Origin of the sequence: Paenibacillus glucanolyticus (assembly GCF_037333485.1) — a bacterium.
GTDB lineage: Bacteria > Bacillota > Bacilli > Paenibacillales > Paenibacillaceae > Paenibacillus_AQ > Paenibacillus_AQ glucanolyticus.
The window spans coordinates 6,001,962-6,021,071 of sequence record NZ_CP147845.1; the positions used below are offsets into that span (position 1 = coordinate 6,001,962).

The 19,110-nt window shown below is 49.2% G+C and carries 19 protein-coding genes; 13 read left to right on the forward strand and 6 right to left on the reverse strand.

All coding sequences use genetic code 11. The features are described from left to right. Positions 1-78 precede the first annotated feature (78 nt). The 4 genes from WDY75_RS27770 (at position 79) to WDY75_RS27785 (ending at position 2,931) form a co-directional block, all read left to right on the forward strand. Entirely contained in the window at positions 79-372 is a 294-nt protein-coding gene (locus WDY75_RS27770) for an MTH1187 family thiamine-binding protein (protein ID WP_006207956.1), read from the forward strand. After that, positions 369-1,124, forward strand: coding sequence for an ABC transporter permease (locus tag WDY75_RS27775; RefSeq protein ID WP_063478476.1), 756 nt, complete (start codon positions 369-371; stop codon positions 1,122-1,124). The genes WDY75_RS27770 and WDY75_RS27775 overlap by 4 nt, the downstream gene beginning before the upstream one ends. 58 nt (positions 1,125-1,182) lie before the next feature. After that, positions 1,183-2,022, forward strand: coding sequence for an ABC transporter ATP-binding protein (locus tag WDY75_RS27780; RefSeq protein ID WP_006207954.1), 840 nt, complete (start codon positions 1,183-1,185; stop codon positions 2,020-2,022). A 93-nt stretch (positions 2,023-2,115) separates the two neighbouring features. Further along, entirely contained in the window at positions 2,116-2,931 is an 816-nt protein-coding gene (locus tag WDY75_RS27785; RefSeq protein ID WP_063478475.1) for a TatD family hydrolase, read from the forward strand. A gap of 24 nt (positions 2,932-2,955) precedes the next feature. Here WDY75_RS27785 and WDY75_RS27790 read toward each other — a convergent pair whose 3' ends face one another. The 4 genes from WDY75_RS27790 to WDY75_RS27805 form a co-directional block, all read right to left on the reverse strand. Beyond that, entirely contained in the window at positions 2,956-3,132 is a 177-nt protein-coding gene (locus tag WDY75_RS27790; RefSeq protein ID WP_006207952.1) for an aspartyl-phosphate phosphatase Spo0E family protein, read from the reverse strand. A gap of 184 nt (positions 3,133-3,316) precedes the next feature. Next, the gene (locus WDY75_RS27795) at positions 3,317-4,870 is read right to left on the reverse strand and encodes an extracellular solute-binding protein (RefSeq protein WP_006207951.1); all 1,554 of its coding nucleotides are present in this window, start codon (positions 4,868-4,870) and stop codon (positions 3,317-3,319) included. A gap of 71 nt (positions 4,871-4,941) precedes the next feature. Next, positions 4,942-5,826, reverse strand: a complete 885-nt coding sequence (locus WDY75_RS27800; RefSeq protein ID WP_006207950.1) for a carbohydrate ABC transporter permease — start codon at positions 5,824-5,826, stop codon at positions 4,942-4,944. Between the two features lie 33 nt (positions 5,827-5,859). Further along, the gene (locus WDY75_RS27805) at positions 5,860-6,840 is read right to left on the reverse strand and encodes an ABC transporter permease (protein ID WP_036643842.1); all 981 of its coding nucleotides are present in this window, start codon (positions 6,838-6,840) and stop codon (positions 5,860-5,862) included. 354 nt (positions 6,841-7,194) lie between these two features. Between WDY75_RS27805 and WDY75_RS27810 the strand changes: the two genes are divergently transcribed. Beyond that, positions 7,195-9,513 carry a helix-turn-helix domain-containing protein gene (locus WDY75_RS27810; RefSeq protein WP_063478474.1) on the forward strand — a complete coding sequence of 773 codons (2,319 nt, stop codon included), beginning with the start codon at positions 7,195-7,197 and terminating at the stop codon, positions 9,511-9,513. A 103-nt stretch (positions 9,514-9,616) separates the two neighbouring features. Here WDY75_RS27810 and nfsA read toward each other — a convergent pair whose 3' ends face one another. Then, the gene (nfsA, locus tag WDY75_RS27815; RefSeq protein ID WP_063478473.1) at positions 9,617-10,357 is read right to left on the reverse strand and encodes an oxygen-insensitive NADPH nitroreductase; all 741 of its coding nucleotides are present in this window, start codon (positions 10,355-10,357) and stop codon (positions 9,617-9,619) included. A 177-nt stretch (positions 10,358-10,534) separates the two neighbouring features. After that, the gene (locus WDY75_RS27820) at positions 10,535-10,738 is read right to left on the reverse strand and encodes a cation transporter (RefSeq protein WP_006207945.1); all 204 of its coding nucleotides are present in this window, start codon (positions 10,736-10,738) and stop codon (positions 10,535-10,537) included. A 302-nt stretch (positions 10,739-11,040) separates the two neighbouring features. Between WDY75_RS27820 and WDY75_RS27825 the strand changes: the two genes are divergently transcribed. The 8 genes from WDY75_RS27825 (at position 11,041) to WDY75_RS27860 (ending at position 19,053) form a co-directional block, all read left to right on the forward strand. Further along, the gene (locus WDY75_RS27825) at positions 11,041-11,658 is read left to right on the forward strand and encodes a DUF5317 domain-containing protein (protein ID WP_006207944.1); all 618 of its coding nucleotides are present in this window, start codon (positions 11,041-11,043) and stop codon (positions 11,656-11,658) included. A 264-nt stretch (positions 11,659-11,922) separates the two neighbouring features. Next, a complete protein-coding gene (locus WDY75_RS27830) occupies positions 11,923-13,779 on the forward strand; it encodes a diguanylate cyclase (protein ID WP_040680197.1) in 1,857 nt (618 codons plus the stop codon). Positions 13,780-13,908: 129 nt separating this feature from the next. Beyond that, positions 13,909-14,139 (forward strand): hypothetical protein, encoded by a 231-nt coding sequence (locus WDY75_RS27835; protein ID WP_006207941.1) that lies wholly within the window; start codon positions 13,909-13,911, stop codon positions 14,137-14,139. A 139-nt stretch (positions 14,140-14,278) separates the two neighbouring features. Next, positions 14,279-15,415 (forward strand): glycosyltransferase family 39 protein, encoded by a 1,137-nt coding sequence (locus WDY75_RS27840; protein ID WP_235187488.1) that lies wholly within the window; start codon positions 14,279-14,281, stop codon positions 15,413-15,415. A gap of 167 nt (positions 15,416-15,582) precedes the next feature. Next, the gene (locus tag WDY75_RS27845; RefSeq protein WP_006207939.1) at positions 15,583-16,209 is read left to right on the forward strand and encodes a hypothetical protein; all 627 of its coding nucleotides are present in this window, start codon (positions 15,583-15,585) and stop codon (positions 16,207-16,209) included. Between the two features lie 55 nt (positions 16,210-16,264). Further along, entirely contained in the window at positions 16,265-17,026 is a 762-nt protein-coding gene (locus WDY75_RS27850) for a stalk domain-containing protein (protein ID WP_063478472.1), read from the forward strand. Between the two features lie 273 nt (positions 17,027-17,299). Next, positions 17,300-17,800 (forward strand): sigma-70 family RNA polymerase sigma factor, encoded by a 501-nt coding sequence (locus WDY75_RS27855; protein ID WP_006207937.1) that lies wholly within the window; start codon positions 17,300-17,302, stop codon positions 17,798-17,800. Further along, positions 17,797-19,053, forward strand: a complete 1,257-nt coding sequence (locus WDY75_RS27860; RefSeq protein ID WP_036643856.1) for an anti-sigma factor — start codon at positions 17,797-17,799, stop codon at positions 19,051-19,053. The genes WDY75_RS27855 and WDY75_RS27860 overlap by 4 nt, the downstream gene beginning before the upstream one ends. Positions 19,054-19,110: the final 57 nt, after the last annotated feature.

The following is a 19,110-nucleotide window of genomic DNA, read 5'->3' on the forward strand; positions in this document are numbered from 1 at the left end:
TATCAAGAAGAGAGTCGGCCTGACAGCAGGCTGTCTCTCTTTCATAATCATATCGCTGCACGAAAGGATGGATTATATATGGCGAACACCCTCTTGAGCATTCAAGTGATACCCCGGACGCCGGGTGGACGGGACAGCATCCCTTATGTGGATGAAGCGATCAAGGTTATTGAGGATTCGGGTGTGAAGTACGAGGTCCATGCACTGGAGACAACCATGGAAGGAGAACTCTCCGAGCTGCTAAAGATCGTCGAGCGCATGCATGAGGCGCTGGTGAATGCGGGAAGTCCCAGCATCATATCCCAGGTCAAAATCGCACATCATCCGAGCGGCATCAGCATGGATAAGCTGACTGAGAAATATCGTCCATGAGAAGCTGGTGGAGCTCCGTCTGGCCGCCTGTTGTGGCGGTCCTCTTCTTTTTGCTGGTATGGCAGGCGGCGGTATCGATCTTCGATATCGAAAAATTTATTCTGCCTGCGCCAACGGCGATCGGATCCGAGGCAGTTACCGGTGCTGCCGGTCTTTTCCAGCATACATTAGCCACCCTGCAGCTAACCTTGATCGGGTTTATCATCGGAACAACAATCGGACTTGTGATTTCACTGGCTCTGCATATGGTGCCTTTTCTCAAAACAGCTCTTTATCCGCTTCTGATTCTTAGCCAGAATGTACCGACTATCGCCCTTGCGCCGCTCCTCATGATCTGGTTCGGCTTCGGCATGCTGCCCAAGGTTATTGTGATTACCCTGGTCTGCTTCTTCCCGGTGGCCGTTGCGGCTCTGGACGGGCTCGCCCGAACCGATCGCACCATGATGAATTACATGCAGATGGCGGGGGCTACATCATGGCAAATCTTTACCAAGCTGGAGCTGCCTCATGCCCTTCCCTCCATCTTCTCCGGGATTCGGATCGCGGCCACCTATTCCGTCATGGGTGCGGTCATCGGAGAATGGATCGGCTCCGACCGGGGAATCGGTTACTACATGATGCTGCAAAAATCCGGCTACCGCACGGATCGGGTATTCGTTGCGATTCTGGTCATCGTCCTGCTCAGCCTGCTGATGGTTCTGCTTATCACCCTGCTGGAGAAACGGCTGATCCGTTGGAACCGGAAAAGCTAATGCCCAGCAGTCATGGGCCAATACACGATCATCCTTAATGAAGGAGGTATTTCGCGATATGACACAACAAGTTGCTCCGCCGGTCCAGGGTGGGCTTAATCCCCCCTCCGTGGAAGCCTCTCGGACGCCTGCGCTGGAGGTACGAAACCTTCGGAAAACCTTCCGCGACCGACGCAGCGAGGTTCATGTGCTGGATGACCTTGCGCTTCAGGTACAGCCCGGTGAATTCGTCTCGATTATCGGGCCGTCAGGCAGCGGAAAAAGCACACTTTTCCACATCATCGGTGGCTTAACGGCTCCTGATTCCGGCTCAGTCTTCATGGATGGTCGTGACGTAACGGGAAAAAAAGGGCTCATTGCCTACATGCCTCAGCAGCCTGCCCTGTTCCCTTGGCGAACGGTGGAGGACAACGTGCTGCTTCCCGAGGAGCTCAGAGGAACCCAGAAGGCCGTCGCCAGGGCAAATGCCCGGCGCTGGATGGAACGGGCCGGACTTGCCGGCTTCGAGAAGGCGTATCCGCATACCCTCTCAGGAGGGATGCAGCAGCGGGCCGCCTTCCTGCGCGCATTGATGAGCCCGCAGGAAGTGATGTGTCTGGATGAGCCCTTCAGCGCACTCGATGCACTGACACGCAGTGATATGCAGCGCTGGCTGCTCGATATATGGGAGGAGACGCGCCGTTCGGTGCTGATGATTACCCATCATATTGAGGAAGCACTTCTGCTCTCCGACAGCATCTATATTCTGTCGGCGCGGCCTGGGGCCATTTTAAAACGAATCGAGGTCCCGTTCCCCCGTCCACGCCGTGAGGAAATTCTGCTGGATCCATCCTTCATCACGCTGAAAACCGAAATATCCGCCATGATGCGGGAGGAGCAGCAAGAACGCGGACAGTAACAACGTTAACCGTAAACAGAATAATCATTCATCATCCAGCTTCCATCAATGCCACAGAGCTTCGAGAAAGCTTGGTAGAAAGGGTATGTAACGATGAAATCACTAACGCAAACAGGGGCCGGAGCTCCACTGTTAGACACCCACATTCATCTGGACCGTTATTCGTTATCCGATCAGGAAGCGATTGTGGCGGATATCCGGCATAGCGAGGTTCAGAGCATCATCTCTGTCTCTATGGATCTGGCTTCCTGCAAACGGAATCTGGAGCTGTCCCGGCTGTACGGAACAATGGTACGGGCTGCATTCGGATATCATCCGGAGCAGCCTGTCCCCTCCTCTGCTGAAACGAAGGCGATGCTGGACTGGATGGAAGAACATGCCGATGACATGATTGCCGTCGGTGAGGTGGGTCTCCCCTATTATGCAAAATTAGAAGCTGAATCCGAGGGCCGTTCGTGGGATAACCGTCCATATGAATATCTACTGGAACAATTTATTCTTTTTGCGAAAAAGCATCATAAACCTGTGATTCTGCATGCTGTATATGAAGATGCGGAAACCGCATGTCGCTTGCTCGAAAAATATGGCGTCACCCGTGCCCATTTCCATTGGTTTAAGGGCTCTCGTGACACCTTGCTGCGGATGGCGGGTAACGGATATTATATCTCCTTTACGCCTGATATCCTGTATGAAGATGAAATTCGTAAAATTGCTCGCCTGTACCCCGATCATCTTGTTATGACCGAGACCGATGGACCTTGGCCGTTCGAAGGTCCCTTTGCCGGGCAGATGACCCACCCTCGGATGACCTCCGCCGTTGCCGCTGCCTGGGCAGAGCTTCAAGGGGTATCCGTGCTTGCGGCGCGGGAGCGGTTATACGAGAATGCCGTACGCTTATACGGCCTATAAGAAAACCTACGCCAAGTCGATTGTTCAAGCAATCGGCTTGTTCTCTCTAAGGACTCGATTATATTGATTAATCAGTTCGTCGAGCACAATCGATTGTCTGAGGACTTTGGGATGATTAAAATCACGATACCGCTGCTTTATCTTGTGAAGCTTGTGCCGCTCTCGCTCGATATCAAACTTTATGCCTTCCTTCGTTTCCATGACTTTATGTCCTCCCCTCATGTAATATTTTATACTTTAATGTAAAATTATAGGATGTATGATATTAGACATCAAAGACTTAACATGAGGGGCTGTTTTCGATATTCATGCCTCTAGAAAAACATCCGCGAAAAACCCCGCAATGCGTGAATTCACACGCATAGCGGGGTTTGGGATCACTCCATTATTTTGCAAACTTCTCTTGATATACCTTCGTCATCTCTTCCGTAATTTCCGCCATTTTCGGATCATTTTTTATCGTCTCAATCAATTTATCGTACGACTCAACCGGTTCTTTCCCGGTGATGACCATGACACGCATATCCTCCACTTTCTTGGAGATTTCTGGATAGTATTTGTTATAGGCTTCCGAATACAACTCTCCCGAAGGATTCGGAACCTGCACCGTCTTGCGCTCCGTGACGATGTCTACGTTCCGTGTGTATACTTCATCCGGCATCCCTACCGCGTTGATGGCCATGTCGTCACTTACAAGGTGAATGAAATTGTTCAGGTTGCCGTCACCTGTCTTATCCTTGACGGCCTGCGGCGTTGCAACCTTCTTCCCGTTCTCGACCGTGTAATGGACGCCTTCAATCCCGTAGGTCAGCATCTCATTTCCTTCCGGGCTGTAGCCATAGTCGAAGAGCTCCAGAATTTTTTTCACTTTTGCCTCCGGCACTTTCTTCGGAATCAGGTACACTCCATAGTACGGAGATCCTGAAGGCGTATACTTCACTCCGTTTGGATTCTCCAAGTAGGCAAGCGGCATCAAATCAGCCTTGGGATCCACATTTTTCACCGCTTCGCCAGTTACCCACGCATGGTTCATGGACATGCCGCCTACCCCTGCCTTGGCACTTCGCATCGTATCCATCACCTGCGAGAACTTCATGATCGCAAAATCTTTGGGGAACAATCCTTCTTCATAGGCCTTTTTGATCCACAACATGGCCTCCTTGGACTCGTCCGACGTAAGGATAGGAGACAGCGTATTATCGGCCTCCAGCTTCCATGCCCCTTGTGTTTCATTAAAGAGATTATAAATGTAAGCAAGTGCGCCGGGATTCGCCGCATATGGAATTTCATCAGCCTGTCCGTTACCATTCGGGTCCTGCTCTTTGAAAGCTTTTAACACATTATGAAACTCATCCAGTGTCTTGGGCGTTTCCAGCTGAAGGGCATCCAGCCAGTCCTTACGGATCATCGGGAACACACCGCCGCCATAGCTTGGATAGTATCGCGGAATGACAATGTTCTTGCCGTCCACCTTGGTGATCTCCCACATGTCCTTCAACTCTTCGCGATTTAAATTCGGGTAGTCTTTGAGAAAAGGCGTCAAATCCCAGAACACCCCCTGCTTCAGCATCTTCTGAAGCTGAGGGTTCTGCATCGTTTCCACAAAAGTAACCTCTGGAAGATCACCGGATGCGAGCATGACATTGATCTTCTCTTCAGCCGTGGATGGGGACAGCCACGTAATGTTCAGTTTGGTATTGGTGTGTTTCTCCAGCTCCTTCCAAAGCGGATTGGTGTTGTCAATAAATTCGGTGGCATAGTTCAAGGTCTGGATCGTAATGCTGGTAGGTTCACTGCTGTCTGTTCCTCCCCCGTTATCGCTCGAGGCGCTACCAGCCCCGCTGCCGCAAGCACTAAGCAAGAGCGAACTTGCCAAGAGCAGCAGCCCTGTCATTTTTAAAAACGGCTTACCTGACTTTGGTTCCATGTTGTTCATCATTAGACCTTCTCCCTTATTTAGAATTATTCGACCTGATTGATCATGGTGGCAAAAACAGACCGTATATCGACTCATTCCTTGACGGAGCCCACCATCGCCCCTTTGGCGAAGTGTTTCTGCAGGAATGGATACACTAACATGATTGGAACGGTTGCAATAACAACCGCTGCCATCTTCAACGTTTCCGTTGGAACGGGGCGGTTCACTTGGAAGGCGAATCCTCCGCCACTGCCCGAACCCATTGTGGTTGGATCTACAAGCATATTCTGCAGCAGCACCTGCAGCGGCCACATTTTCTGGTCATTAATAAACATCAGTGCGTTGAAGTAGGTGTTCCAATAACCGACCGCAAAGAACAACCCGAAGGCTACCAGCGCAGGCAGCGACAACGGCAGGATAATCCGCCAAAATACCCCGATATCATTGGAGCCGTCGATCATCGCGGCTTCCTCCAGACTTTCCGGGATGCTGTCGAAGAATCCCTTCATGAGCAGCACGTACCACGCACTGGTCAAGCTGGGCAGGATAAGCGACCAAATGCTGTCAATGAGTCCCACGTTACGGACGACCAGGTACAGCGGAACCAGCCCTGGCGTAAAGAGAAAGGTGATTAACACCATAACCATCATGGCCTTGCGAAACCGAAGGCGTTTACGGGACACCGCGTAAGCCAGGCCCCCGGTCACGAGCAGGCTGAGCAGCGTGCCCACCGTAGCCAGAAACACGCTAACGGAGATCGAAGTGACAAACAAGCCGTTGGACAGCAGATGCTTATAAGCATCCAGCGTCCAAACGCGCGGCCACAGAATCAGGCTTCGTTGATAATACTCCACGGGATCGGTAAACGACAAAATAACGGTATAGTAAATGGGAAATATCGTTGCCAAACCGATGATCAGCAGTAGACTGTTATTTACAAGACCAAACAGCCTTGTTTTCCATCCTTTCTCATGCATGCTTTTCTCCTCCTTGTCTTCGCCGATCTGTTGTTAGTACAAGCTTTCTTGACCGTATCGCCTTGCCAATCGGTTGGCCGTAACCACCATAATGACACCGACAATCGATTTGAATAATCCGATAGCTGTACTGTAACTGAACTCACCCTGACGAATCCCGACCCGGTACACATAAGTATCGAACACTTCGGCTACATTGGTGACAGGTGCATTCATCATCAGATAGATCTGTTCGAATCCCGTATCGAGGATCGTGCCCAGGCGCAGAATCAACAGAATCAGGATCACGTTACGCATCGCGGGCAGGGTAATGTGCCACATCCGTCTCATCCGTCCCGCACCGTCCATGACCGACGCTTCATATAATTGCGGATCCACTCCGGCAATGGCGGCGAGGAAGATGATCGTTCCCCATCCAATCTCCTTCCAGATGGACTGCGCCGTCAGCATGCCCCAGAAGTAGTTCGGGTTGGAGAGAATATCAACCGTCTGCCAGTCCATGGAGATTAACCACTTATTGAACAGGCCCTCCGATTGCGAGAACATCAGGTAGGTCAGGCCATAGATCAATACCCACGACAAAAAGTGGGGGATATACACCAGAGATTGAATGGTCCTCTTATAGATGGAGCTTCGTACTTCGTTCAGCATCAAGGATAGAATGATCGGTGCCGGAAAAAAGAAAATCAGGCTCAGGAAGCTGATCGCTAACGTATTTCGCAGCAGCATCCAGAAGTCATGATTGGAGAAAAACCGGGTGAAATGCTCAAACCCTACCCAAGGGCTTCCGAACACCCCAAAGTAGGGAGAATACTCTTGGAAGGCTATGACGAGATTCGTAATCGGAATATATTTGAAAATGATAAAAAAGATAAGGCCCGGCAAAGCCAGCACATACAAATACTTGTCACGCGCAACATCCGACCATATTCGTCCCCATTTTGTTTTGGATTTCAATGGAATGGGCGGCCTCCTGTTTCCTTTTGCCGACCGAACGGTTTCTTGTGCTTTCATCGTTACTCCCTCACTTTCAGCCTTGTCGTGTCGTCCAACATACCGTTCTCGGAACGTAACCTTAATGTAAACGGTTGCAAAATTACCTGCAATTCTACTTTTTTTCCGCAGGACCTTGAATCCGGCTCCGGTCGATACAGTGCACGGCGAGTGCTGATTCTGCAAGGCATCTCTTATGTTCCATTTCCTTGGATTGCACTTTTTTTCCTGGGTGAATAAACAGCTTCTCACCAACACCAATAGGAAAATATGATCTTTTCAACCAATCCGCTCATTCGCTATGATAGTATTTAATCATTTCCGGCTTTCTACGATTTAGCCTTGAATTGTCTATGCCAACAGGGGGTTAAAGTAATGAGGCAGCAGAATCTTGAATCCGGTTTCAAAGGTATTATGTATTGGAGAAGCATCGCGCTTGCCGTGCTGTTGACATGCCTCCCCATCTCAGCCATAACCGCCGTTTACCTGTATGTGGGGAACCAGCATATGATCAACCAGTATCAGCAGCGCAACGAGGAAGCTCTGGTTGACACCGCGAGACAAGTGGACGAGCAATTCACCCAGTTGGTCCATTATGCGCTCAATATGGTCGTGAAGCCGCATTTTAAGCCCTCCTTGTCCGACATGGACTTTGTATCGAATATCGAGGAGACAAACGAGCTGTTTAATACACTGAACCTCGTGGAAAACGCCGATCCCCTGGTGGATCAGGTCTATCTCTACATCAAAAAACAAAATAAAATCATGGAGCCCGACCTCGGGCTTCGAACGCTGGATCAGGCTCAGGATGCGTTAAACTTTAACAAACTCATGGAAGGGGATTCGGATATGTTCTGGGTCCATGACCTGGAGCGGCCTTTCAATAAGGAGAGGTCCTCACACGCACTCGTCATGAGACTTCCGTTCAACGGTCATACACCCTACGGCGCGATTGTCATCTACATCGATCCGTCGAAGCTGCATGTGATCCGCAATAGCGAGAATCTCTCGTTCCTGCTGGATGACCAGGGCCATATCATCGGGGAATCCGGAATGAGCCGCAATATGCCAAAGGCGATGAGCGCGATTCTGGAACAGCTGAAGCTGCCTCAGAATGCCCAACACACAAATCATTTGCGGATGAAGGTGCCAGTCGATCAGGATGTACTGCTGGTGAATACCGTTCAATTTGAAAAAATGCAGCAGAATTGGACCTATGTGTCCGGAACACCGCAATCCAACATCATCGCTCCCACGAAGCCTTATACCCATATCATTCTGATCTGTTTTGCCTTTGCGCTTGCGGCTTCCCTGGGCGCAAGCTGGTTCGCCTCCAAGAGCATGTACCGTCCGATCCGCAAGATGCTGAATATCGTTGGCGGCGATCAGAGCAAGCAGAACTCGCGATACAATGAACTGGATTATATTGAACACGAGTGGAAACAGTACCGATTCTCGCATGATACACTGCAAAATCAATGGAAGCGATCCTTGCCCTCGATCAGAGAGGCTTATATCAATCAATTTCTGAGCGGACAAGCCTCTCACCTGACGGAGCCCGAGTATGTGGTCAAGCTGCAAGAGATGGAGCTTGATATTACCCATAAACATTTCTCCGCGATGGTGCTGCAGCAGCATACTCACGGGGAGGATCGCGCGCCTCTAACGGAAAACGATCAGCATCTACTTACCTATGCCGCATTGAACGTCATCCAGGAGCTGGCCGAGGACATAAGCGCGTATATGCATCCCATCAATTTCTTCGACGGCTCCTTCGGTGTCATCTTGATCGTTCCAGACTCCCACACAGCCGACGAGCAGATGCACAGGATGAAGCTGCTGTGCGATCAGATCATACGGGCACTGCGCGATACACTCCGCATGTCGGCAACCATCGTATTAGGGGGACCGAGCTCAACCTGGACCGATGTTCCTCATATTCTCGAGCAGGCCAAAAGGGCGCTGCATTACCGCTCCTTCGATGCAGGCAGCCAGCTGCTGGAAGCAGACACGGTGCTTTCCCAGAAAAATGACTGGATCGACTATCCGCTGGAATTGGAGCAGGATTTCATTCATGCCTTGAATCTCGGACTTCAGAGGGATGCGCTTCGATCCCTAAGCCGCTTCGTAACGTCGCTTCAGGCCGGAGGAGGCTCGGAGTGGCATGTCCATCATGGGCTCATGCGTTTAATCACAAGCGTTCACCGGTCTATGCTGCAGGCCGGTTTAAATCCGTATCAGGTGTATAATTTCTCCAATCTGCAGGAACAGATGTCCCTGCTTCGGGACCCGAAGGCTTGTGTGGACTGGTTCCAACGCGAAATCATCGGGCCCTACCTCGAGCAGCTGACCAAGAACTTCAGCAGCTCCATGAAATCGCTAGTCGAAAACGTGCTGGAGCAAATCGAGCAGAACGGGATGCAGGACCTCTCCCTGGATGTCATGGCGATGGAGGCCGGCGTCAGCGCATCCCAATTGAGCAAAGCATTCAAGCAGATGACGGGCACCAATTATATCGACTATCTGACAACGTTCCGAATGAACCGCTGCAAAGAGCTGCTGCTGACCACGGATCTTCGCATTCATGAGATTGCGGAAGCCGCGGGGTATCAGCCCCCTTATTTCAATCGGATGTTCAAAAAACTCGAAGGAATCACGCCTGGCCAATACCGTCAGCAGGGAATTGGCAAATGATATGGCACAGGCATTATGAAGAACCGCTCTCCATATAGGGAAACATTGAAAAAGCCGCTTTAGGGTTGCGGGAAGCAACCCTAAAGCGGCTCTGTTCATTATACTAACGCTTCATAAAACCCTTCCCGTTTAGAAAGTCCTTCATGTGCAGTCTTACCGGCTCCGCCAAGCGTTTGGCCATAAGTTCAGACCACGGCGTGCTGTTCTTGCCTGCTGTCCGCTTGGATAGATAATCCGCGGAAACCTGATCATAACTTCTTACTTCCTCAATGGCTCCCGGATTGTAGCTGTCCCGGTGCAGGAGCGCTTCTACCGGAAGGCGTGGACGAAGCCCCGGATCCTGGTCCGGGTAGCCGAGGCACATGCCAAATACCGGATAGACCAGGTCCGGCAGCTCCAATGCCTCGGAGAAATCAGCTATCGAGTTGCGGACCCCTCCGATGTACACAATGCCAAGACCCAGCGATTCCGCAGCAATCGCGGCATTCTGCGCAGCCAAAGCGGCATCCACGGTGGCCACAATGAAATTCTCGGTGGAATCTTCATACGTCTCCTTGTCACCCGAATGCGCCTCAGTACTTTTTTTCAAACGATACAGATCTGCGCACCACACAAGGAATACGGGGCACTCTATAATATAAGCCTGATTACCGGCCAAGCCGGCCAGCCGCCGCTTCTTCTCCTGATCGGTAACCGCAATGATGCTGTAGGCTTGAACATTACTGGATGTGGATGCCATCTGGCCTGCTGCCACAACGGCCCTAAGCTGCTCCTCCGACACCGGCTTGTCCAAGTATTTGCGAATCGATCGATGATTCATCAGCAGTGACAATGTATCATTCATCGGGTACTCACTCCTTCATGTTCTATAAGAATGGTTCCATTTATTATGAAACTTCAAATCTGGCTGCGCAAGCTCACACAGCCTGTGACTTTACAGCAAAAAAACCGGAATACCAGTATCCGGCATCCGGTTTCATATACAGCCAAGGCTCTCAGCTTTGGAATTTAACGGGCTCCATCAGGATACGATATCATACCCTTGCTCTTCAATCGCTTCTTTCAGTGCTTCAAGGCTAATCTTGCTCTCGTCATATTCGACAGCCACTGTATTGGATGCAAGATCGACCTTGCCTGACGCTCCCGCACTCTTCAGCGCGCCTTCAACCGAGTTCACGCAATGATTGCAAGACATGCCCTCCACTGTCAATGTCACCTGTTTCATGATGTTGTCCTCCTATTTACATGAAATTCGTTACACTTTAACTGTACTATACCCCCCATAGGTATGTAAAGTTCATGAATTTGCTTCTTTCTGCAATAGAAACACGAAAAAAGTAGGAAGATTTATCCTTTTAATCTGTTATAATGTATATAAACTCTTAGATTCAAACATAAAGGGACAAGCTTTTTAAATGATTCTCCGAAATTTTTCCATAAAATTTGAATCTGGTTGCAGGAATTACCACTTCGCTGTCGAACTATCTTATTACAGAGATACTGAACTATGAAAGTAGGAATTCTATCATGGTATTTGACGGCATTATACTAGGGTTAATTGTCGGACTGATACGAGGCGGACTCCGCCACGGACTGCTGCAATTCAGCAAGATACGTCTGAAGGGCGGCTTAATCTTCCCAATTCTCCTGATCGTACAGCTGCTCATATTCCGTTTTCAAGAGAATTCTGATTGGCTGGCAGCCGCAAGTGGATATATTTTTATGCTCATCTATGTTGCCGGCATGATCTTCCTCTGGATGAACCGGGATCAGAAAGGTTTCGGCAGTATATTAGCCGGTGTCTTCCTCAACTTTCTCGTCATGGCGGTCAATGGTGGCAGAATGCCCGTATCCATGAGTGCCGCTTCTGTTCTTGATCCAATATACGTGGACATGCTCATGGATGCGACAGCTACAACCAAACATTATTTAATGGATGCTTCCACTCGCCTGTCTCTTCTTGGTGATATCATACCGTTATCCCCACCCTATCCAAGAACGCAGGTAATCAGTATCGGCGATATTATTATGAACATTGGTATTTTTCTCTACATCGTGCATCTCATGACTTCCGGCAAGAATACCACCGTTCAAAATATAATTCGAAAATCCGATACTACTGAACAAGTTGAACCACAAAATTAATAATACATCATACCATCTGGAAAGGAGGGAGAACTATGAAGAAAACTGATAAAATCAAGTATAACCGCATCGTTTTGAATGCAATCATCGTTGCTTCCGTTGTTGTCGCTCTGACTTCCGGTTATAGATTGGGATAATAAGACTTATTTCAAAAAAACAGGCTGAGAACTCCAGCCTGTTTTTTTATATCTTTTTCGTTGTTTTGCGACGCATTATATCTTAAAATGTGGAGAATACACCATGCTTTTTTGAGGAGAAACCGTTATGTCCATATTTAAGCGTCCTAAGATTTCTCGAGAACTTCCAGGACAGCTGTATTTTGTGTTTATTTCACTTATGGGCTGTTTAACCTTTCTACTAGTACATCGAGGAGAATTTTTATATTACTCCCCTTCACAGTGGGTATGGGTTTATGCAATGTTAGGTGCCGCCCTAATATTAAATTACTTCACCTTTCAGCTACCGCCTGAGGGTAATTTGCAATCCATGGATTCGTCTGTTTATTTGGCTTGCATTTTCATATACGGAGCACCATTCGCTCTTTCTGTCATTCTGTTTAACACTCTGGCAATAGCACTATATGACAGAAAAATCCCATTCTGGAAGCATTTCGTAAACTTCTCTATATATACACTTATGATCGTCGGATCCTCCCTTGTGTTCAACGCCGCAGGAGGTCAGACAGGACCTATTCTAAACAATCATTTTGGAGCTTACCTCGGCGCCTTGCTCGTATATTTTATAATTAACGTGTTTCTCCTTGGTTTCTACTATTATTTGCTATATCGGGGATCTTTATATGACATCCTTAAATCCTTCATAAAAGACACCCTGCTTGTCTATTTAAGCACGCTCATCCTGTCCATGGTTCTTTCCGTTCTTATCGTTCATAATGGCGTGTTCGGCTTAACTTTGTTCATAGGTTTGAGTATTATGCTCTCCTATTCCTTCAAACAATTATTCTCCATGTACAATGAAGTTCAAGAAAAAGCAATCAAAGACCAGCGAACAGGATTATATAATCACAGCTATTTCGAAAATTTGCTTGAAGACGAAATCAAGAAAGCCAAGGCAAATGATACACCACTGTCTTTGGCCATGATTGATATTGACGATTTCAAGAAGTACAACGATCAGTTCGGGCATTTGAAGGGAGACATGCTCCTTGGTTTCCTTGGCAATTACCTAAAGGTGGAATCCGAAGTGGCAGAGGTAGTAGCCTCTCGCTTCGGCGGTGAAGAATTCACCATCCTCATGCCAGGCTATGATGAGAACAAAGCCCGTTCCTTCATTAACAGACTCCGCAAAAAGCTGAACGATACCTATTTCGAAGGGGTCGAAATTTTCCCGTCCGGTTGTCTCTCCTACTCTGCCGGCATTGCCACGTACCGGATTGACATCCATGACAAGTCACAGCTTGTCGAGCTTGCCGATCAGGCGCTGTACTACGCCAAGAAGCAGGGTAAAAACAACGTGCATGTATACGGCAGCGGTGCCAATAAAGAATCCGAGATTGACTTCGCGGATGACGTCCGCGATATCGAGCAGCAGCTTAAACTCTTTTTGTATAAAGACGTGGATACGTTCAAGCACTCCAAGCGCGTCTTCCGCTACGCCATGGATATGAGTGAAGTGCTCGGACTCGATAGTGTGGAGCGGCGCAATTTCGTACTCGGCGCACTCATTCACGATATTGGCAAGCTTGAAATCCCTTGGGGTATTTTAAACAAACGGGACAAGCTCACTGCCGGGGAATGGGAAACCGTAAAACGACATGTCAGCTGGGGTAAACGGATTGCGGAAACCAACGAGAAGTTCAAGGAACTGGTTCCTTATATTGAATTGCATCATGAACGTTACGACGGCGGCGGATATCCGCACGGGTTCAAGGGCATTCAAATCCCCAAGCTGTGCCGCATGCTGACTATTATTGATTCTTTTGATGCGATGACAACGGAACGCCCATACCAGAAAACCAAAACCTTCGAAGAAGGGATTGAGGAACTGCACCGATGCTCCGGTACACAATTTGATCCGGAACTTGTTGAACTGTTTGTTCATTATCTCAGGCTTAAAGCCGAAACACAGCAGCAGCCCGCAGCTGGTTTGGAGACATCATAAAGTGGATACTTTGAATGATCTCCTGTGATCTCCTGAGTGGACCATCCCCCTCCCTCCGTCATTCCGATGTTTGATGCTTCCTCAAATAAGGTATAAAGGTAGTATCACAATGATAGTGAGGTGAGATCAGTGGCTGATAAAAAGAAGGATCTACCGCTTGATAACGGTCCCGGCAACATGGATCACCCTGAACAATATCCAACGGAAAAAGAAAGCCTGTTCGATAAATTTGAGAGCGAGCAGCATGTGGACCCGATTCCGATGGAAGATGCCAGGCTGGAGCGCCAGGAAGAGAAGCAGCGGGACGGCACATCGAAGAAACGATCTTCCAGCGCCGATAAATATCACAGCGGCTTCTAGAATGGGACAGATCCTGGTTAAATCGAACGTCATTTGAACTTATGGCTCCGTTTTTTGCGGAGCCTTTTTATTTCCTTGAATTTTCTTTAATATATAAGGGTATGTATGTGATTAACCTACAGATTATATAAAGAGTGGAGTGGAGCCTTTGTTTTCCATATGGACGTTAAACCGTGTGCAGCGAAGGTTGCTGCTGATACTGATTGCAGCGGTTCTGGTGATGTCCTGTCTGCTGGTGCTGACTGGCCGACATGAACCCTCACCGAGCATTAGCAGTGTAATCGAAGAACGATATATCCAAAGTGCGGCCATGATCAGCCACCCCGGTGGAGACCTTGAAGACCATTCCTCCAGCGTCATGCCCGGTGTGCCGCTTATGATTGCCGGACTTGCTGCTCTATTCGGCAGCATGGATGCTGCTCTGGTCGCGTACCAGCTGCTCCAATGCATCTTTCATGCCTTTTCCGTTTACTTGGTATTTGTGCTGTCCCGCTACATGTTCAATACGCGAATCGCCTTTCTGTCGTGCTTCATCTATGCTCTGTTCTGGCCGGCTTACGGCGCAGTGCGTCTGATCCTGCCGGATATTACGATGCAAACCTTAATGCTGCTTCTGGCCTGCGCTGTAATTGGAGCGCTTGAATTGAGGCAGGCTGGCTGGTATGCCGCTGCCGGTGCACTTACCGCTCTTATGGCTTGTTACAATCTGCAGGCACTGCTGTACCCGGTATTGTTCATTCCCTTCTGGATCAAGTACCGTAGCCCGGTCAAAATCGTAACCGGAGGCATTATTCTGATTAGTGCCGGTTACTTGCTCATCCTGTCTCCATGGTGGCTGAACATCCCGCTTTTTAATCGGTTGAGGTATATGTCCGGGCCGTGGAACCTCGCCTCACTGTGGCTGGAATCCCGATACATTGAAGGCAACCCCTTGGTTCACCTCTTCCGAAGCATATTTGCCGGCCGCACCTCCAAGTATGCGGCTGCCATAGGTAATGAGGAAGCAAGAAGAGTCGTACAATCCGCATTGGATGCCGTACGCCTCGTTATGCTGTTCGCCGGGGTTGCCGGCGTGATCTGGTCTGTGTGGAAATACCGCCTGAAACGGCAGCTGCCGGTGCTGCTGACACTGCTGTATTTCATTGCCGCCGAATGGTTCGTTCCAAGCCTGGACGGAACCGGCTTTCCTTATTCGGTCTTTCTGCTTCTATACGCTGCATTTCTGGCAGACAAAGCGATCATATACGCGCATAGATCCCGCCTGCTCCGCAAATAGGCATCAATACGAAGCCGATCCTATCACAGCGGCCACCTACGCCTGAAAGCACTTTTGATTTCGTGCCTTCAGGTGTTTTTCCATAGTTTTGCATAACCTTTCCGGTTGATGAAACGTCTATATTAGTATTAAAGCTGCTATTTATTCATGCCAGGAGGATTGACAGCATGAAATTAAACCGTAAATTCATCACCATTCTCAGTGTCGCCGTAGCAAGCGTTCTGACGATAAGCACCATCCTGTGCTTTACCGATGCTTCCGATCGCTCCGGCCAGAAACATCGCATGCGCGAAGACCTGAATGGACAGACGTTGATTCAAGTCGACTCCACCTACATCACGCGTACAGATTTATCCGCCTATAAGAATAACCTCACACAGAGCGACACGCCGCTGCCTGATGACTCCACACTCCTCAAAGAGATGGCAACAAAGGAATTGATGCTGCAGCTGGCTGACGACGAGGGCGTTGCAGCAAGCCTTCAGGATGGAGTTAAAAGAGCAAGGCAGCTTCGAAAGACGCTTGAGAGCCAGCCGCGGCAGGTGCAAGAGCAGCACTTGCGCATGCTGGATACGATGGGCATCAGCGAAGATCAATACTGGGAAGACTACTCCCCGCCTGAATATCGGGATATGTTATCAATCGAACGATTAGTGAATAAACTGACGACGGAGATGAAGACAAACCAGCCTGACACCATTACCAGTAAGGAGCAGCTGAAGGCTGATCTGTTGACAATGGCTTTGGATGAACAGAGAATCGTCGTCTTTGATCCAGACATTCAATTGAGATAATACTGGATTGGTATATAATGGTGTAAAAGTCCATAAACCACCGTGGGAGGATATTATGAAAAAACGTTTCTCTTCTGTTCCTGCTTTTGCACTCGGCGCGATTGTCGGTGTGACGCTGACAGCGGGTACCGCCGTTGGCGCTGCTGTATATCTGAAAGCCGTCCCATCCCCTGCTAAAATTGTCGTGAACAGCTCGGAGGTCAAGCTGTCCGAACCTCCCGTTGTCATTCAGAACAAGCTGTATGTCCCTGTGCGGGACTTCTCGGAAGCGCTTGGGTATCAGGTCGGCTCTGTCGGTACCGAGGGGGTACAAATTATTCCAAAATCCTCGAACGGAGAGGCCATCCCGGTCGGCCCAACTGCACCTTCCGAGTCTGAAGGAGCACCTGCCCAAGAACGCCATTTGGTGAAAAATCTCGGGAAGCTGATCCAGGTCAACGGCGAATTGAATATGCAAAAGATTTATATTGTTATTGCTGCCGGGGAAGCCAGACTGTATTCCCAGGATGAAACAACCGGCAACGGGCTGCTGCACTATTTGATCGTAGACGGCGATTCCTCCCTATACGACCCGTTTGTTCAGATGGATGGGAAAGCCGGAGAGCTTGATTATAACCTGCGAAATTTCGACGGTCAGACACCGCTTCACCTGGCCGTCATCAACAAAAATGACTTTTACATCGACAAGCTGCTGAACCAGCACCATGTGGATGCCTCAATCCAAGATGCGTCCGGTAAAACGGCGCTGGACTATGCCGAAAAGGACAGCAAGCAGTACAAAGCGCTGACAGCTTACCTAGACAAGAACAGTAAGTGATACAAGGCGCTAACTGCTTGCCTAATGATATATGGATGCTGAATATCGCTTGCTTGAGCCCACTGCTTCTGGTGCTCAGGCACACTCCCTTGTCGTACCTACAGTTTGATACAAAGAGCCCGCTCAACTTGGCGGGCTTTTGCTTTTGCTTTTGCTTTTGCTCTTTTGCTTTTACTTTTGCCTTTGCGCTTTTCGAGCTTGAGCCTGCCTCCATTTTTATATCCCTTGTAACTTTTTGCTCCGGTTATACGTGTTTCATATAGAGAGGAGGACATGAAACTGAACAGTCTGGAGTCGATTTATCAACATTATGTGAAAGACGTTTACCGTTACTTGTACTCCCTCTCTTATGACCACCATACGGCAGAGGACCTGGTTCAGGAAACCTTCTACCGGGCTTATCTGTATCTGGAGGATTGGAAGGAAGAACGAATCAAGCCATGGCTATTTCGGGTTGCCCATAATGCTTATGTGGATTATCAACGCAAAGCCAGCCGCAGTACCGTGAAGGAAGCTGTTTTTTTCGAACAGGTGGTTGACCGTGATACGCCGGAGAACACCCTCCTACAGCAAGAAGTCCGGCATGAAATCGGCCAGATGCTGACGGCTATTCCGGAGAATCAGCGCCAGGCGATTATCTTGGTGGATTTTCATCAATTCACCTACCAGGAGGCGGCGGATATTATGGGCATCACCTTATCCCATATCAAGATTTTGCTATTTCGGGCCAGACAGCGGCTGCGAGACATGAAACGAAAGGAAGAGACGTTATGAGCGAAGAATTCAAGCAGCGACTGAAGGATTACGCAGACGGCCGTTTGAGTGACGAGGAAAAATTCGAAGTCGAGCGGGAAATGGAAAAGCTGGAAGAATACCAGGCTTTCCTGGATGAATGGATGGATAATACAGGCTCTAATAATGCTATGCCCAAGCGCCCCGACGATCAAAGCGCCCTCTCCCCCAAAAAAGAAAAGCGGATCGTCCGCCGAGGCAAATGGAGAGCACGGGTCTCCAACACGCTGACGGTATTATCCTTGCTTCTGATTGTTACGGTCATTAGTTCCATTGTAACGGCGCTATTTTATAGTGCTGGCGACCCGGACCGAACCGATAAATACCGGGATGCCATTGCTTCCGCCATCTCGATCTCCAAACCTAACATAGATGTTTCGCTAAGCAGTCAGGGCAAAACCTTCTTCAGTCAGGAAATGTCCGGGGACATGCTCAAACAAGTAGGGAGTGAACGGGTTGCAGTGGGTCAATACACCGTCAACTTCCTGTTTGGACTGCCGTCGGTCGAAATGGATTGGAGAGATGGCAGCTCGGGTTCGTCACAGATTTTCTATCGTCCAAAAGATAGCTCAGAGACTTCTTCTGCAGGCGAAGAGGAAGCTGAACGAGAAAAGCTTGAGGAACCAAAGAGCGGTGACTCTTCCACCAAGAGCGGTGACTGGTCCCGGCTTGAAAAACTGCCGGAGGGTACTGTAGCCGAGGCCTATGTTTCATTTAACCGTTTCTTCACAACCGACGAGCTGCTGAAGCAATTTGAGAACCGGAATATGGAGTCCGTCTGGTTTGCGGTTGACAACGGACCGGATACCCGATTCGGTGGGGAAGACGAAGTAATCTCGAATCCCATCGGCTTCCCGGCTTACCCTGTCTGGCATCATGACGACTTGACCGTGACCTCCTATAAGGAAGAAAAAAGAGGCTGGTTCGGCAAAGTCGTGTCCAGTGGCGGACACTACCCTTCAGTAGAAACCTACGGGGACGGGGAGCTTCGGAATGAGCATTTCAAGAAATCGCTGCGGCTTCTGCAGGAGTACAAACTGATTGCCGAGCGGGTTGCTCCGTTCGTAGACGTAGACGCTTCCTTAGCTTATGTGGAGCAAAACGGCGTTCACCTCTATGGCGCTGTCATAACCGGCCCCGTCAAGGAACTGCTCACCCTCCGGGAGGTCTCCTGGGTGCGTGACCTGCAGGTCGGGGAAGTACAGCTGTGGAATTGGAACGATTCACGTGAATGATGACTATCCTGTTACAGGAATTAGGATGAAATGACAGATCATATATCATCGTTACCT

What these genes read in the sequence shown, in the direction of transcription:
- WDY75_RS27770 (WP_006207956.1), top strand. Translation starts at nt 79, where the DNA reads ATGGCGAACACCCTCTTGAGCATTCAAGTGATACCCCGGACGCCGGGT.
- WDY75_RS27775 (WP_063478476.1), top strand. Translation starts at nt 369, where the DNA reads ATGAGAAGCTGGTGGAGCTCCGTCTGGCCGCCTGTTGTGGCGGTCCTC.
- WDY75_RS27780 (WP_006207954.1), top strand. Translation starts at nt 1,183, where the DNA reads ATGACACAACAAGTTGCTCCGCCGGTCCAGGGTGGGCTTAATCCCCCC.
- WDY75_RS27785 (WP_063478475.1), top strand. Translation starts at nt 2,116, where the DNA reads ATGAAATCACTAACGCAAACAGGGGCCGGAGCTCCACTGTTAGACACC.
- WDY75_RS27790 (WP_006207952.1), bottom strand. Translation starts at nt 3,132, where the DNA reads ATGGAAACGAAGGAAGGCATAAAGTTTGATATCGAGCGAGAGCGGCAC.
- WDY75_RS27795 (WP_006207951.1), bottom strand. Translation starts at nt 4,870, where the DNA reads ATGATGAACAACATGGAACCAAAGTCAGGTAAGCCGTTTTTAAAAATG.
- WDY75_RS27800 (WP_006207950.1), bottom strand. Translation starts at nt 5,826, where the DNA reads ATGCATGAGAAAGGATGGAAAACAAGGCTGTTTGGTCTTGTAAATAAC.
- WDY75_RS27805 (WP_036643842.1), bottom strand. Translation starts at nt 6,840, where the DNA reads ATGAAAGCACAAGAAACCGTTCGGTCGGCAAAAGGAAACAGGAGGCCG.
- WDY75_RS27810 (WP_063478474.1), top strand. Translation starts at nt 7,195, where the DNA reads ATGAGGCAGCAGAATCTTGAATCCGGTTTCAAAGGTATTATGTATTGG.
- nfsA (WP_063478473.1), bottom strand. Translation starts at nt 10,357, where the DNA reads ATGAATGATACATTGTCACTGCTGATGAATCATCGATCGATTCGCAAA.
- WDY75_RS27820 (WP_006207945.1), bottom strand. Translation starts at nt 10,738, where the DNA reads ATGAAACAGGTGACATTGACAGTGGAGGGCATGTCTTGCAATCATTGC.
- WDY75_RS27825 (WP_006207944.1), top strand. Translation starts at nt 11,041, where the DNA reads ATGGTATTTGACGGCATTATACTAGGGTTAATTGTCGGACTGATACGA.
- WDY75_RS27830 (WP_040680197.1), top strand. Translation starts at nt 11,923, where the DNA reads ATGTCCATATTTAAGCGTCCTAAGATTTCTCGAGAACTTCCAGGACAG.
- WDY75_RS27845 (WP_006207939.1), top strand. Translation starts at nt 15,583, where the DNA reads ATGAAATTAAACCGTAAATTCATCACCATTCTCAGTGTCGCCGTAGCA.
- WDY75_RS27850 (WP_063478472.1), top strand. Translation starts at nt 16,265, where the DNA reads ATGAAAAAACGTTTCTCTTCTGTTCCTGCTTTTGCACTCGGCGCGATT.
- WDY75_RS27855 (WP_006207937.1), top strand. Translation starts at nt 17,300, where the DNA reads ATGAAACTGAACAGTCTGGAGTCGATTTATCAACATTATGTGAAAGAC.
- WDY75_RS27860 (WP_036643856.1), top strand. Translation starts at nt 17,797, where the DNA reads ATGAGCGAAGAATTCAAGCAGCGACTGAAGGATTACGCAGACGGCCGT.